We start from the raw sequence: 13,918 nt of genomic DNA, 5'->3' as shown, positions 1-13,918 counted from the left end.
GTTTCATGATCGGCTTTTTTGGACCGCGGATGGTAGTTTCCCCCATCCACTGAGGTCCGATTCATGCGCGTCTCCCGCCTGATGCTGGTGACGTTGCGCGACGTACCAGCAGACGCGGAAATCGCCTCCCATCAATTGCTACTTAGAGGGGGATATATCCGTCGTGTGACTTCAGGCATTTATGCCTACCTACCGCTGATGTGGCGGGTCCTTCGCAAAATCACAGCGATTGTGCAGGAGGAAATGGATGCCACTGGTGCTCTGGAGACCCTGTTACCTCAATTGCAGCCTGCAGAGCTCTGGCGGCGTAGTGGTCGATGGCAGGGGTATACGGCCGGCGAAGGCCTGATGTTCCACCTTGAAGACCGCCAAGGACGAGAACTCGGCCTTGGCCCCACCCATGAAGAGGTGATCACAAGTCTTGCCGGAGACCTGCTGCGCTCATATCGACAGCTTCCAGTAACGCTCTATCAGATCCAAAGCAAATTCCGCGATGAAATCCGCCCTCGCTTTGGCCTGATGCGCGGCCGAGAATTCATCATGAAGGACGCCTATTCCTTCCATGCCTGCGAGGCAGACCTCGCCATGACCTACAGAGCCATGGATGAGGCCTATCAACGAATCTTCTCCCGTTGCGGACTCGAAACCGTCGCCGTGGAAGCCGACAGCGGAGCCATCGGCGGAGCCTCGTCTCAAGAATTTATGGTCACAGCGGATGCTGGCGAAGACCTGATCCTGATCAGTGGTGATGGCCTCTACGCCGCCAACCAAGAGAAGGCGGTCTCTCATCCACCAAAGGCCATCCCACTGCCTGCTTCAAAAGCTGCCTTACTTGATACACCCGAACAGGGAACGATCGAGACACTGTGTACCGCCCAGGGGCTTGTTCCGTCTCAAGTGGTGAAGGTGCTGGTCATGCTGGCCCGCATCGAAGATGGTGAACTTCAACCAGTGCTTGTAAGCATCCGAGGAGACCAACAACTCAATGAGGTAAAGCTGATCAACGCCCTAAGCAGGGAACTAAACAAGGGGGTGCTCGATGTGGCACCCATCAGCGCCGATCAAATCACTGCGCAAAAGCTTGAAGCCTGGCCCTTTGGGTCGATGGGGCCTGACCTAGACGATGCCCTGTTAAGCGGGGCCAGAAGCTGGACAAGACATTTCCTACGCCTAGCTGACCCAACAGCTACTGAGCTGAATTGTTTTGTCTGCGGTGCCAATCAGAACAATCAGCATCGAATTGGCATGACCTGGTCAAAACTCGGAGAAGTGCCCAAAAGCGTCGATCTACGCAAATCGCAGGCTGGCGATCGCTGTATCCATGACTCCAGCCAGATTCTGGAGGAGAGAAGAGGCATTGAGGTAGGACACATTTTCCAATTAGGTCGCAAGTACTCAGAAGCCCTAGAGGCCTGTTTCACCAATGACAAGGGCACTCAGGAGCCTTTCTGGATGGGGTGTTACGGCATCGGGATTTCCAGACTTGCCCAGGCTGCTGTGGAACAACACCATGACGAAGCTGGCATGAATTGGCCTCTTGCTATAGCCCCATTTGAGGTCATCGTCGTGGTAGCCAACATCCAGGATGAGGTTCAGCAAAAGCTGGCAGAACAGCTTTACAGCGAACTACAAGCAGCTGATATCGAAGCGCTACTTGATGACAGGACTGAACGCGCTGGCGTGAAATTCAAAGATGCTGACCTGATCGGTATCCCTTGGCGGATCGTGGTCGGCAGAGATGCCGCCAAGGGGCAGGTGGAACTGATTCAAAGATCCAGCCGCAAGGTTCAAATACTTTCTGCAAAACAGGCACTTACCGCACTGGTCAAAGAGATTGCAGCAAACCAAAACAAAAGGGTCTGACCAGCCATTTAAAATTCTTGGAACTGAAATGAACCGGATGACTACTGCCTTGCATCACATGGCCAAGCAGTTGATGCGGGCAGGATTGGCAATCTGCCTTGTCCTTTGCCTGATGCTCACAGCCAACGGAAGCGCCAATGCCGCCGAGGTCCAACTGTCCGGAAACTATGTAGACGACACAGTCAACGTGGCTCAAAGCCTGCAAGAAGCGATCGCCCTGCCCTTGGACGACGAAGGCTATTCAGCAGCGCAAGAAGAGGCTCATGACCTGAGCTACAACTACATCGCCCGATATCGCCCTCGCTCCAAGGTGAATAACCTGCAGTCCTTCACCACCATGCAGACAGCCCTCAATTCCCTAGCTGGTCATTACAACAACTTCGCCAACCGCCCCCTACCGGAAGCACTTCAGAATCGGATCACTAAAGAACTTGCCAAGGCAGAACAAACTGTATTAAGAGGCAGCTAAATCAACTGCTAGGCAATGGCTATTTGACTTAAGGCAGGGATATCTGGGAAGATCCCCGTTTGTGAATAATGGCGGCTTCGGGCCGCAGTGTCCTTGGCCAATGTTGTCGTCATAGGTGCTCAGTGGGGTGACGAAGGGAAAGGCAAGATCACCGACCTCCTTAGCCGTTCAGCTGATGTTGTCGTCCGCTATCAAGGTGGCGTCAATGCCGGCCACACAATCGTTGTGGATGATCAGGTGCTCAAGCTGCACCTCATTCCCTCAGGAATCCTTTACCCAGAAACAATCTGCCTGATTGGCTCTGGCACAGTCATCGATCCCAAAGTGATGCTCAAGGAGCTAGACATGCTCCTTGAGAACAGCATTGATATCTCAGGTCTTCAACTGGCGTCCACTGCCCACGTAACGATGCCGTATCACCGCCTCTTGGATGAGGCGATGGAGCAACAACGTGGCGATCAACGTATCGGCACTACTGGACGGGGCATCGGTCCCACCTATGCCGATAAATCCCAACGCAACGGCATTCGCGTACTTGATCTTTTAGATAGCCAACGACTACGAGAGCGCCTGCGTGGCCCTCTGCAAGAAAAGAATCGTCTACTCGAACAAATTTACGGTGTGGCACCACTCGACTCAGAGCAGGTCATCGAGGAATACCTCGGCTATGGCCAAAGGCTTGCTCCACACGTTGTCGACTGTATTCAAACCATTCATCAAGCTGCCCGCAGCCGCAAAAACATTCTTTTTGAAGGAGCTCAAGGGACCCTTTTAGACCTTGATCACGGCACCTATCCCTACGTCACCTCCTCCAATCCAATCTCAGGCGGTGCATGCATCGGAGCTGGAGTCGGACCCACGCTGATCGATCGAGTGATCGGTGTTGCGAAGGCTTACACCACCCGTGTGGGAGAAGGTCCTTTCCCAACAGAACTGGAAGGAAGCATCAATGAACAGCTCTGTGACCGGGGAGGTGAATTCGGTACCACCACAGGCAGACGCAGACGCTGCGGCTGGTTCGATGGGGTCATTGGTCGTTACGCAGTAGCAGTCAATGGCCTGGATTGCCTGGCTATTACCAAACTCGATGTGCTTGATGAGCTCGACGAAATCCGAGTGTGCGTCGCCTACGAACTCAATGGTGAACGAATTGAGCACTTCCCTAGCAGCGCAGAAGACTTTGCCCGCTGTCATCCAATCTTCAAGACCCTGCCTGGCTGGCAATGCTCCACTGCAAACTGCCGCCGTCTTGAAGACCTACCAACCACAGCTATGGACTACCTTCGCTTCCTCGCCGACCTCATGGAAGTGCCGATTGCCATCGTCTCCCTAGGTGCCAACCGTGATCAAACAATCGTTGTAGAAGATCCGATCCACGGCCCCAAACGGGCTCTCCTAAGCGCCTAAGCCCTTTCTTAAAACAGATGGTGGACGGGGATCGATACTTCTGAGGTTTCCCATGCATCCCTCCATGGCTATCCCCAGGTTCAGTGATCGTCCTCTCGATGTGGTTGGAATTGGCAATGCCATCGTGGACGTGCTGGTGCAGGCGGACGATGCCTTCCTTGATGCGCACAGCCTGAGTAAAGGCAATATGGCCTTGGTGGATGAAGCCCAAGCAGAAGCGCTTTACTCCATCAGTGGACCAGGTCTAGAGACTTCAGGTGGATCCGCAGCCAACACCCTGGTAGGTCTGGCGCAGCTCGGCGGGAAGGCAGGCTTCATCGGTCGCGTCAAAAATGATCAACTAGGCAGCATTTTTAGCCACGACATCCGCTCAGTAGGCGCTCGATTCGAGACTCCACCAGCAAGCGATGGTCCTTCTACCGCTCGCTGTCTGATCTTGGTCACACCTGATGCGCAACGCACCATGTGTACCTATTTAGGAGCTTCGGTGCAGCTGGACCCTGAAGATTTAGACCTCTCAATGGTTCGCCAAGCCAAGGTGCTCTACCTCGAGGGGTATCTATGGGACAGTCCGGCAGCAAAAAAAGCCTTCATCGCTGCCGCAAAAGTCTGTCGTGATTCAGGAGGCCAAGTAGCCCTCTCCCTTTCCGATGGCTTCTGCGTTGATCGGCATCGCGACAGCTTCCTCAAGCTGGTGGATAGCCACGTTGATCTGCTGTTTGCTAACGAAAGCGAAATCACCTCTCTTTACAAGAGTGACAGCTTCGAGGCTGCATTGGATGAAGTGAAAGGTTGCTGCAAGGTGGCAGCCCTCACACGCAGCGAGCATGGATCTGTCGTGCTAGCTGGTGATCAACGCTGGGACATTCCTGCCTACAAACTTGGCAACTTGGTTGATACCACAGGTGCAGGTGATCTCTACGCCGGTGGCTTCCTGCACGGTTACACCCAAGGAACCCCTTTGGAAACCTGTGGACAAATTGGATCCATCTGCGCCGGCCAGGTGATCACCCAACTCGGTCCACGCTCACAGGTGTCGCTTCCAGAATTAGTAGCGAAGCATCTGAACTAATTAAAGGGATCCTTTCACCCCCTAAACAGTTGCCACAGCTGCTGCTACCCAAGCAGCGTAAGGATCACTTGCAGTGGCTGACCAGTAAATCCACTCTGGGGTCTCATAGCTGTGTAACTCTTTAATCGCCTGATGAAGTGCATCCAGCTGATCCTGACTGGTCTTGATCAGCAATTGCACTTCCTGCGATCGTTCCAGCTTCCCCTGCCAACAGTAGTGGGATTGAATCTGCTGCAAACTCACGCAGGCCACCAACCTGCGAGCCAAGAGCTCATTGGCCAATCCCTCGGCCAGGTTTGCGTTTGCCTCTGTGGTCAACACCAAAACCAGTGTCGATGAGGATCCTCGATCAACCATGAAGACCTTTGCGAAGAACGTCAGCAAAGTGGAGCGACTGGATTGGTTGAGAGCCGATTGAGCAGGCTCTCAACGCTACCGATGGCTTCTACTGCAACGCAGGGTTGTGGCCGCGAGATCAACCAAAGGCCAAGACCCTGCTGCCGACAAATCTTGTGCCAGAGCTGCTCCGTCACCCCCCCCGACTGCCTGCAAACCACTGCTGTAATCGACCAGCGCCGGCACAAGGCTGACTCCAGTTCGCCATGAGATTGTCCGTGCAGCGGACGCACCACAGCCAGATGTTGCTCTGGCAAGCCACTCGCCAACGCATGTCGAAGACTTTCTGGCGAAGGAAGCACACGGGCAAACACTTGAGCTCCAGCCTGACGAGCTGCCGTAACAGCCTGGCCAAGATGCCTTGCCCCAAGAGCCATCAACAATCGACTTCCTTGCAATGTTTGCCTTGCCAAATCAGCCGAGCTGGCGATCAGGGATGCTTCTCCACAAACTTCCATGGGACGCTCAAAGCGCAACAAAGGCTGAGCGAATTCCTGACATGCACGCTGCAGATCCGTACTGATCTTCACCGCAAAGGGATGGGTCGCATCCACCACCCAATCAAAGCCTTGATGGCGGTAACGAGCCTGATCAAGCACCCCGCGTATCCCTTCCACTCCGTCGAGGGAGCCCGTCCAAAGGTCTTCCAAGGAAAGATCTGTGTAGGCCCCTGCGGCGCTAGCACTGACGACACTGACGCTGACTCGCCATCCCTGAGCGGCCAAAGCGGTCACCAAAGCAGGCCCTTCACCAGTCCCAGATAGCAACCAGACATGCCGCTGGTCATTCCTGCAACCTTGCATCAAAATGACTCTCACTCCAAGGGAAGGACATGAACCACTGCGTACTTGAAGTGGAAGTGATCCAGGCTCCAACCATTCGTTATACCCAAGACAACCAAACACCGATCGCCGAGATGGAGGTGCGCTTCGATGCACTTCGTGTCGACACTGCCCCTGGTCAGCTCAAGGTGGTGGGATGGGGCAACCTTGCCCAGGATCTACAAAACCGCGTCCAAGTTGGGCAAAGACTTGTGATTGAAGGTCGGCTACGAATGAACACAGTTCCTCGCCAAGATGGCACCAAGGAAAAGCGTGCCGAATTCACTCTCGCGCGTCTTCATTCCCTCTCCAACCAAGCTGGCCAAACTGCTAGTAGCCCAGAACGACCTACTAGCACTACAGCCAACCAGACCTCGCGACCTATACCTACAGCCGAGACGCCACAAGCTAAACCGGTAACAACTGCAGAACCAGAAGCCGCCAGCTGGAATAGTGCCCCACTGGTGCCAGACACCGATGACATTCCCTTCTGAACTCATTCATTACCCGAAGCTGTTCTCGTCCTCAAGGCCCTCAGCAGCTCGAGTCAACAGCTGGCCCAATTCCCTCTCAAGAGCAGCCAAATCAAGGCGTAACTCAACCCAACGGCCACGATCAATCTGCTCCAGCAACCAAGCCCGATCAGCATCCAACTGAGTGATCAACTCAGACAAGTCGCTATCAGAGGGATGAGCTGAAGACATTGCAACGGATCCTTACCCTCAGCCTGGAGGCTAAAGCGTCAGAATAAACGCCATGAATGATCTGTTCTCTCCAGGCAGCCTCGTCACCGTGGCCGGTGGTGTACTTGCAGTTGTTGGTGCGGTGGCCTACACAAATGGCAATGCCAACCTCAGCCTGCCAACCATCTTCTACGGAGTGCCCATCCTCATAGGAGGACTAGCACTGAAATCCTCTGAACTTGCCCCTGCTAAACGCGTCACTCCAGCCGCAGTTCTGCGTCAGGCCAGGGAGAAGGGAGCACCGGAACTGGGCAAACTCGTCTGGGATGTCACCCGCTGGCGTTATGGACAGAAAGCCCATCTTGAGACGTCCTTAGAAGCGCTCAAGCTCTGGGATAAAGACAACCCCCCTCAGCTCCAAGAGATTGAAGAACTAGAAACGGCAGCGGGTTACGGCGTGCGCTTGAGATTCAATCTGGGTGCTGTGCCACTCGATCTCTGGCAGGAACGCCAGGAACGATTGGGCCGCTTCTTTGCCAAAGGCCTTCACGCCGAACTGAAATCTCCAAGCACGGGGGTCCTGGATCTCATCCTGCTGCCAGTCAACAAGGATGATGAACTGGCAGGTCAAAATGGAGTCAGCTAAATCTGCTGCTGCACTGGTTGAGCCCTGCCAAACCAACTCCGTGAGAAGGCTTACAGAGGATGACTCCCTGAGGGTTTCGGTGCTTAGCGAAGCCCTCCCCTACATCCAACGCTTTAGCGGGCGGCGCATTGTCATCAAATACGGCGGTGCCGCCATGGCTCACGCCAATTTGCAGGAAGCGGTTTTTCGCGACCTTGCCCTACTTGTCAGTGTGGGAGTAGAGCCCGTTGTGGTTCATGGCGGCGGACCAGAGATCAACCAATGGCTGGAAAGGCTTGAGATTCCAGCAAAATTCCGCGACGGACTTCGCGTTACCGATGCAGACACCATGGACGTGGTGGAAATGGTCTTAGTTGGACGGGTTAACAAGCAAATCGTTAATGGCCTCAACCAGCTGGGAGCCAAGGCTGTTGGCCTTAGTGGCAGTGACGGGAGTCTGGTTGAAGCCCGACCCTGGGGCGACGGCAGCCATGGCCTCGTCGGAGATGTAGCCCGAGTTAACACCGATGTACTGGAACCAATTCTCGCCAAGGGTTATGTGCCCGTGATCTCAAGCGTGGCCGCCACTGTTGAGGGGTGCTCCCACAACATCAATGCAGACACGGTCGCCGGTGAGATCGCCGCTGCTCTGGAGGCGGAAAAACTAATTCTGCTGACCGACACGCCAGGCATCTTGCAGGATCGAGATGATCCAAGTTCCCTTGTTCATCAGTTGCGTCTCTCTGAAGCACGCCAACTGATCGCTGAAGGGGTAGTGGCTGGCGGCATGACCCCAAAAACCGAATGCTGCATCAGAGCTCTAGCTCAAGGGGTTGGCGCTGCCCATATCATCGATGGACGTGTTCCCCATGCCCTGCTTCTCGAGGTCTTCACCGACGCCGGCATCGGCACCATGGTGGTCGGTCGCAGCTGAGCGATGCACGCGAATCTGGCAGAGGCTGAAGCCGCCCTCGCCCGCGGAGACTATGGCCAAAGCCTTGCTCTATTAGAGCCTTTGGCCGCAAGCCATCCACTGCCCCATGCGGAGGGAGCCAGGATCAGAATGCTGATGGTTACCGCTTGGATGGGGCAAGGTGACGAGCGGAAGGCTCTCGCAACCTGTCGTCTCCTCACCCGCTGCAAAGACCTCGAACTTCGCCAAAACGCGAAACAGCTACTGATCGTGCTGGAAGCACCAAGCTTGCAACGGCCTGCCAACTGGTCGATACGCTTGCCGAACTTAAACATGACAGCCACTACGGCTGCACGCCCTACCGCAGCCCGTCGACCTTCACGGCGGCCAGCGCCACCGCCACCGCCAGCCACCGGACCAACAAAAGCACCCAATCTCGGCTTCTCAATCTTGGTATTGCTCGTTCTAATCGGGTTAACCATGCTTCTCAGTGGCTTGGCCATACCACCGAGCTGAGCCTCTCAAGGCCAAACGAGTGAACCCAGTAACCAGCCAAAGACTCACCAACAACCCTGACGGGGATCTGAGTTGGCCTCTACAGCAAGACGAATCTCAGCAGCTAGGACTTGATCGCAAACGCTCCAGCCGACTCGAGGTTGGCAACCCTTGGGTCATGGAGCTGTTGGAGACCTGCTTGATCCTGCAAACCGTTTAGCTCAGACTCGGCTTCGGCATGCTCAAAATGCCCCTCGAACTGACCTCAAACAACATCAAGCATTGAAGATGGTGGCCTCATCAAAGCTGAATTGGATCTGGGTCCACCGCTAAGGAAACACCACGGGGCAATCCATTCCAAAGAGTCGATCCTGAAGGCAGCGGCAAAGCACTCTGCTCAGGACCATGCAATAGCAGTTGCCAACGACTTCGACCCGCGACCCGCGCAATCGGAGCTGGCGCTGGGCCTACAAGACACCAACCCTGAGCATCACAAAGGGGTTTGATCTGTTCAGCGAGGACCGCAGCAGCTGTGGCTGTCACTGCAGCTGAGTCACCGGACAAACGCAACAAACAGGCCCGGCTATAAGGCACCAAACCAGCCTCATGACGAAGACAGGCCTCTTCTTTCAAAAACTCCCCATAGCGACCATCCACCAAATGGTGAATCACAGGATGATCTGGGCAATAGGTCTGAACAAGCACATGACCTGGCCGCTCGCCACGTCCTGCACGACCAGCCAATTGCATCAATAGCTGCAGGCTCTGCTCTCCAGCTTGTAAATCAGGGCGATGAAGCAAACCATCTGCAGCCAACACAGCCGCAAGAGTGACCCGAGGCAAATCCATGCCCTTGGCCAACATCTGGGTGCCCACCAGCACATCTGCCTCCCCTGCTGCAAATTGCTCCAGTAAACGGCGATGTCCATCACGCCCACCGGTGCTGTCACGATCGAAACGCAACAACCTCAGACCCTGGAGCTCCTCAACGAGATGCTCCATAACGCGCTGCGTGCCTGCACCGAAGGGTTTGAAAGCCTTCGATCCACACTGATGGCAACTGGACTCAACCTCAGCGCGATGGTCACACCAATGGCAACGCAACCACTGGTGCCCTTGACGACTGCGATGCACCGTAAGCGCCACATCGCAGTTAGGACACTGCACGACCTCTCCACAGCTACGACAACTCAAAAAACTGCTGTAGCCACGTCTTGGCACCAACACCACCGCCTGTTCACCGGCCTCAGGCAATGCCGAAAGACGTTCCATCAATGGACGGCTGATCAAGCGACGATGGCCATCGGCCAATTCCTGTCGCATATCAACCACATGCACCGGCGGTAAGGGCTGATCCGAAATGCGACGGGTCAGTCGAGCCAAGGCAAGCTGGCCTTGAGGAGCGAGGTTCTTCCAGCTGACAAGCGAAGGCGTAGCGCTTCCCAGCACCACCCTGGCACCAGTTCGCCTGGCACGGTCCATGGCCATGTCACGGGCGTGGTAGCAAGGCATAGGTGACTCCTGCTTGTAAGAACTGTCGTGTTCCTCATCAAGCACGATCAAACCCAATGGTGCCAATGGCAAAAAGACTGCTGAACGAGTACCAACCACCACCAATGGCTTTGCAGCCGTAAGCCCCTGCCGCCAGGTGCTCACCCGTTCACGATCGGAACAGCCACTGTGATATTCCAGAACCTTGGTGCCGAAACGGCGACGGAAACGATCGACCAGCTGAGGGATCAAACCAATCTCCGGCGTGAGAATCAAGCAATGACGACCGGCTTGCAGTTCTCTTTCCGCAAGCTGCAAGTAAACCTCTGTCTTGCCCGAGCCTGTCACCCCCCAAAGCAGCATCCCAGTTCCAAGGGGCTGAGATTGGAAAGCCTCCACAACCTCCTGCTGTTCAACAGTCAGAGCCTGAGGCAGCTCCAAATCCTGATCACAAGCATCTGAGCAGGAAAGCCCGTTGGATGCATCAGTAGGTTGACGCTTTTCCCTACGAATGAGACCTCGCTGGATGAGGCCATTGACAAGACCAGACCCGAAACCAGCAGCCTGAAGATCCCTCTGCCATGCACCACCGCCCCCTGCAGCCAAGGCCGCCTGCAAATCAGCCTGACGCTGAGGAAGATGCTGGGGATTGATCGCAGAAGATTCGAGTTGAATCCACCAAAGTCGACGTGGCTCCGCCTGATGAGACTGCCGCTGACCGAGCCAACCAGGCGGCAAAGCTGCTTTAAGCATGCGAAATGAACTCATATGGCAATGAACAGCCATCGCTTCAACCCAGCCAAACCAGAGAGGATCTACCGCCGCAGACTGCACAAGAGCCTCAATGGCCTCTAACTGACGCGGCGGCGCTTCCCTCCCAGAGTCCTGCCCACGATCAACAGGAGACGAGATCCGCCGATCCATCACGAGGCCGTGCATCCTTCGTCCCCGCAGGCGAACGACGACAAGATCCCCTAAATCCACCCCCAACCGTTTGCTGTCCACATAGGTAAAACACCTCCCTTCACGACCTGCCTCCAACCAGACGTCCACCTCTGCGCCGCGTTCGGAAGGGCAGGGGGCCGGTTCAGCCGGGTCAGGACTTGCAGGCGTCACAAGTTTTTTTTAGAATGTCAATGTTGGACAGTCCAAAGGCTGTCGTCGGAACCAAGCAGAGTTCCGTCCAGCGGGAAGACACGAAATTCGAGCCTCTATAGGGAACCCTCTATAAAAGTTCGGCCGGTCTGAGAAAGCCCCTGACAGCCCTGCTTTGGTCCACAAAAACATTTCCTGTTCCTTTCGCTCCAAATCAGAGCATCCCAAGTCTCAACCTGGATAACAGGATCGTCAGGCTACTTCTAGCTCAGATGATCACTTGTTTATGAGGTTCTGATCTGATGCTGTGAGCCGTCGGTGCTGCAGTGGCCACTTTTGCATGGTTTTGCAAAAGCCTGGGTTCTGCTCCCTAATTCCCACTTTCCTCTTTCATTCCCCTCACCTGCCATGAGTCCTGCAGCCACCCAAGCAGCAGCTGCAAAGGCCAAGCCAAAGGCCTCTGCAAAGACTGCCAAACCCCAAGTGGCCAAAGGCACGGTTAAAGCCAAAGCCAAGAAAGTCAAGGCAACAGCACCTAAGGCAAAAACTGCTGCCAAGCCGGTCAGCTCTGCTGCCAAAGCATCCAGCCCCAAAGCAAAAAAAGCAACAGCCACCCCTACTGTCGGCAAAAACATTGATTTAACTGCTGACAAACTCCTTACTGCGGCAGCGACAAACGCCCCTAAGGCCAGCGCCGAAACTGAAAGCAGCCAAGCTGCTGTCAAAGCAACCAGCGAAGCAGACGCGAAGGCCAGAGCTCTAGCAAATATCAAGATTGGTCCTAAAGGCGTCTACACCGAAGATTCCATCAGGGTTTATCTCCAGGAGATCGGCCGTATCCGCCTGCTCCGTCCGGACGAGGAGATTGAACTAGCCCGCAAAATTGCTGACCTCCTGCATCTAGAGGAACTGGCAGACCAGTTCAATAGTGATCACGGTCATTACCCCAACAACAAGGAATGGGCTGCCCTTGTTGAAATGCCCAACATCAAATTCCGCCGTCGCCTGATGCTGGGGCGCCGAGCCAAGGAAAAGATGGTGCAGTCCAACCTCCGGCTGGTGGTTTCGATCGCCAAAAAATACATGAATCGAGGCCTGTCCTTCCAGGATCTAATCCAGGAAGGCAGCCTGGGATTAATTCGTGCTGCCGAGAAATTCGACCACGAGAAAGGGTACAAATTCTCCACCTATGCCACCTGGTGGATCCGTCAAGCCATCACCCGAGCAATTGCGGATCAGAGCCGCACAATCCGTCTTCCTGTTCACCTCTACGAAACAATCTCACGCATCAAAAAAACAACCAAAGTGCTGAGCCAGGAATTTGGCCGTAAACCTACAGAAGAGGAAATTGCCGAAAGCATGGAGATGACAATCGAAAAACTTCGATTTATCGCAAAAAGTGCTCAACTGCCCATCTCCCTCGAGACACCGATTGGCAAAGAGGAAGACTCCAGACTTGGTGATTTCATCGAATCTGATACTGAGAATCCAGAACAAGATGTCGCCAAAAATCTCTTGCGAGAAGATCTAGAAGGTGTTCTCGCAACCCTCAGCCCCCGCGAACGTGATGTTCTGCGTCTGCGCTATGGCCTTGACGATGGCCGCATGAAAACCCTCGAGGAAATTGGACAGATCTTTGAGGTCACACGAGAGCGCATTCGTCAGATTGAAGCCAAAGCCCTGCGTAAACTTCGCCACCCCAATCGCAATGGTGTTTTAAAGGAATACATCAAGTAATCAATTTAAAAGTCAATCCAAAAAGGGGGCTTAAGCCCCCTTTTTTTATGCCCGCCATCAGATAGCGAAAAGGCTTTGAAACCTGCTCAGACCCCAATGCCCATAAATTTTCAGAGCAACAACGTGTTGTATCGCCCTACAAGGGCAATGGGTCCAACTGCTTAGTATTAACAGCTTCAATTATTCATTCCAACATGTCTACAGCATAAAAAACCCCGCTCAATGGCGGGGTGATAAAGATACTTCCTGTCTAACAGGGGTCAGTCTTCGTTGCCACTGCTCTTACTAGATAAGGCAGCAACAACCGTGAGGACTTCGTCAATGTAGTCACTCACTTCATGTTTTCCATCACCATCACCAAAAGTACTTTCGGCCCAGTCGGCTGCTTTCTTGGCTGTTTTTTTAACCCAAGCCCAGAAGCCTCCACCAGTTATGAATGCCAGCTGTTCAGGAGTAAGCTCCATGTCTTCAAGCTCACTCATAACGAGTGCTTCAAATTCAGCTTGGGTGATCTGGTTTGTAAAAGTAGTCATGATTAAAAATGAGTAGTTGTGTTTAAGTTCGTTGGAATTTATTCCGCCGACCAGCACACCATCTCCCAAATCAGCAACAGATGCGATGATCTCAGTCATCTTCAACTGTGATCTTAATTACAAGCTGAAAAGGCTATAAAAAAACCCCGCTCAATGGCGGGGCGATAAAGATCTCCTTAAAGCAATCTGCATTTGCCGTAGACATGTATATAAAAATATATCCTTGCTTAAAGGCGATCTTGTATCTCTATTCCTTAGATTTTCCCATGAACCAGCTAACAACAGCGATGACTTCATCAATATAGTCGGTTACTTCAT

15 protein-coding genes are annotated in these 13,918 nt (G+C 54.0%); 10 read left to right on the top strand and 5 right to left on the bottom strand.

Annotated features, from left to right (window positions below; genetic code table 11):
• Nucleotides 1-63 precede the first annotated feature (63 nt).
• The 4 genes from EV12_RS08830 to EV12_RS08815 all read left to right on the top strand — a co-directional run bounded on the left by EV12_RS08830 (nucleotide 64) and on the right by EV12_RS08815 (nucleotide 4,811).
• A complete protein-coding gene (locus EV12_RS08830; RefSeq protein ID WP_036914661.1) occupies nucleotides 64-1,863 on the top strand; it encodes a proline--tRNA ligase in 1,800 nt (599 codons plus the stop codon).
• A gap of 28 nt (nucleotides 1,864-1,891) precedes the next feature.
• Complete coding sequence (gene psb27, locus EV12_RS08825) at nucleotides 1,892-2,332, top strand: photosystem II protein Psb27 (protein WP_193742195.1); 441 nt, start codon at nucleotides 1,892-1,894, stop codon at nucleotides 2,330-2,332.
• A gap of 87 nt (nucleotides 2,333-2,419) precedes the next feature.
• Entirely contained in the window at nucleotides 2,420-3,739 is a 1,320-nt protein-coding gene (locus EV12_RS08820) for an adenylosuccinate synthase (protein WP_193742194.1), read from the top strand.
• A gap of 64 nt (nucleotides 3,740-3,803) precedes the next feature.
• Nucleotides 3,804-4,811, top strand: a complete 1,008-nt coding sequence (locus tag EV12_RS08815) for an adenosine kinase (protein ID WP_152562371.1) — start codon at nucleotides 3,804-3,806, stop codon at nucleotides 4,809-4,811.
• A gap of 21 nt (nucleotides 4,812-4,832) precedes the next feature.
• On the opposite strand, the gene cutA is transcribed toward EV12_RS08815, so the two are convergent.
• Together cutA and cobK are read right to left on the bottom strand one after the other, a co-directional pair.
• Nucleotides 4,833-5,168, bottom strand: coding sequence for a divalent-cation tolerance protein CutA (gene cutA, locus EV12_RS08810; protein ID WP_036914655.1), 336 nt, complete (start codon nucleotides 5,166-5,168; stop codon nucleotides 4,833-4,835).
• Nucleotides 5,169-5,188: 20 nt separating this feature from the next.
• Nucleotides 5,189-6,010: a precorrin-6A reductase gene (gene cobK / locus EV12_RS08805; RefSeq protein WP_036914653.1), complete on the bottom strand. Its 822-nt coding sequence runs from the start codon at nucleotides 6,008-6,010 to the stop codon at nucleotides 5,189-5,191.
• 29 nt (nucleotides 6,011-6,039) lie between these two features.
• Between cobK and EV12_RS08800 the strand changes: the two genes are divergently transcribed.
• The gene (locus EV12_RS08800; RefSeq protein ID WP_036914652.1) at nucleotides 6,040-6,522 is read left to right on the top strand and encodes a single-stranded DNA-binding protein; all 483 of its coding nucleotides are present in this window, start codon (nucleotides 6,040-6,042) and stop codon (nucleotides 6,520-6,522) included.
• Between the two features lie 9 nt (nucleotides 6,523-6,531).
• On the opposite strand, the gene EV12_RS08795 is transcribed toward EV12_RS08800, so the two are convergent.
• On the bottom strand, nucleotides 6,532-6,732 hold the full coding sequence (locus EV12_RS08795; RefSeq protein WP_036914650.1) for a hypothetical protein: 201 nt from the start codon (nucleotides 6,730-6,732) through the stop codon (nucleotides 6,532-6,534).
• 52 nt (nucleotides 6,733-6,784) lie between these two features.
• Between EV12_RS08795 and EV12_RS08790 the strand changes: the two genes are divergently transcribed.
• From EV12_RS08790 to EV12_RS08775, 4 genes are read left to right on the top strand one after another with little or no spacing between them, the layout of a single operon-like run.
• Nucleotides 6,785-7,357 carry a DUF2854 domain-containing protein gene (locus tag EV12_RS08790; RefSeq protein ID WP_036914648.1) on the top strand — a complete coding sequence of 191 codons (573 nt, stop codon included), beginning with the start codon at nucleotides 6,785-6,787 and terminating at the stop codon, nucleotides 7,355-7,357.
• On the top strand, nucleotides 7,344-8,270 hold the full coding sequence (gene argB / locus EV12_RS08785) for an acetylglutamate kinase (protein ID WP_036914646.1): 927 nt from the start codon (nucleotides 7,344-7,346) through the stop codon (nucleotides 8,268-8,270). The genes EV12_RS08790 and argB overlap by 14 nt, the downstream gene beginning before the upstream one ends.
• Nucleotides 8,271-8,273: 3 nt before the next feature.
• The gene (locus tag EV12_RS08780) at nucleotides 8,274-8,765 is read left to right on the top strand and encodes a hypothetical protein (RefSeq protein WP_036914645.1); all 492 of its coding nucleotides are present in this window, start codon (nucleotides 8,274-8,276) and stop codon (nucleotides 8,763-8,765) included.
• Entirely contained in the window at nucleotides 8,740-8,964 is a 225-nt protein-coding gene (locus tag EV12_RS08775) for a hypothetical protein (protein ID WP_193742193.1), read from the top strand. Before EV12_RS08780 ends, EV12_RS08775 begins: the two co-directional genes overlap by 26 nt.
• 80 nt (nucleotides 8,965-9,044) lie before the next feature.
• Here the strand turns inward: EV12_RS08775 and priA are convergent, their stop codons facing one another.
• The gene (gene priA, locus EV12_RS08770; RefSeq protein WP_413314582.1) at nucleotides 9,045-11,351 is read right to left on the bottom strand and encodes a replication restart helicase PriA; all 2,307 of its coding nucleotides are present in this window, start codon (nucleotides 11,349-11,351) and stop codon (nucleotides 9,045-9,047) included.
• Nucleotides 11,352-11,738: 387 nt separating this feature from the next.
• Between priA and rpoD the strand changes: the two genes are divergently transcribed.
• Nucleotides 11,739-13,067: an RNA polymerase sigma factor RpoD gene (rpoD, locus tag EV12_RS08765; protein WP_036914683.1), complete on the top strand. Its 1,329-nt coding sequence runs from the start codon at nucleotides 11,739-11,741 to the stop codon at nucleotides 13,065-13,067.
• A 260-nt stretch (nucleotides 13,068-13,327) separates the two neighbouring features.
• On the opposite strand, the gene EV12_RS08760 is transcribed toward rpoD, so the two are convergent.
• Nucleotides 13,328-13,699, bottom strand: a complete 372-nt coding sequence (locus tag EV12_RS08760) for a hypothetical protein (RefSeq protein ID WP_036914643.1) — start codon at nucleotides 13,697-13,699, stop codon at nucleotides 13,328-13,330.
• Nucleotides 13,700-13,918: the final 219 nt, after the last annotated feature.

This window comes from Prochlorococcus sp. MIT 0701 (genome assembly GCF_000760295.1).
Lineage (GTDB): Bacteria > Cyanobacteriota > Cyanobacteriia > PCC-6307 > Cyanobiaceae > Prochlorococcus.
Note: the sequence above shows the minus strand (reverse complement) of the source record. Positions and strands in the feature narration are given on the sequence as shown.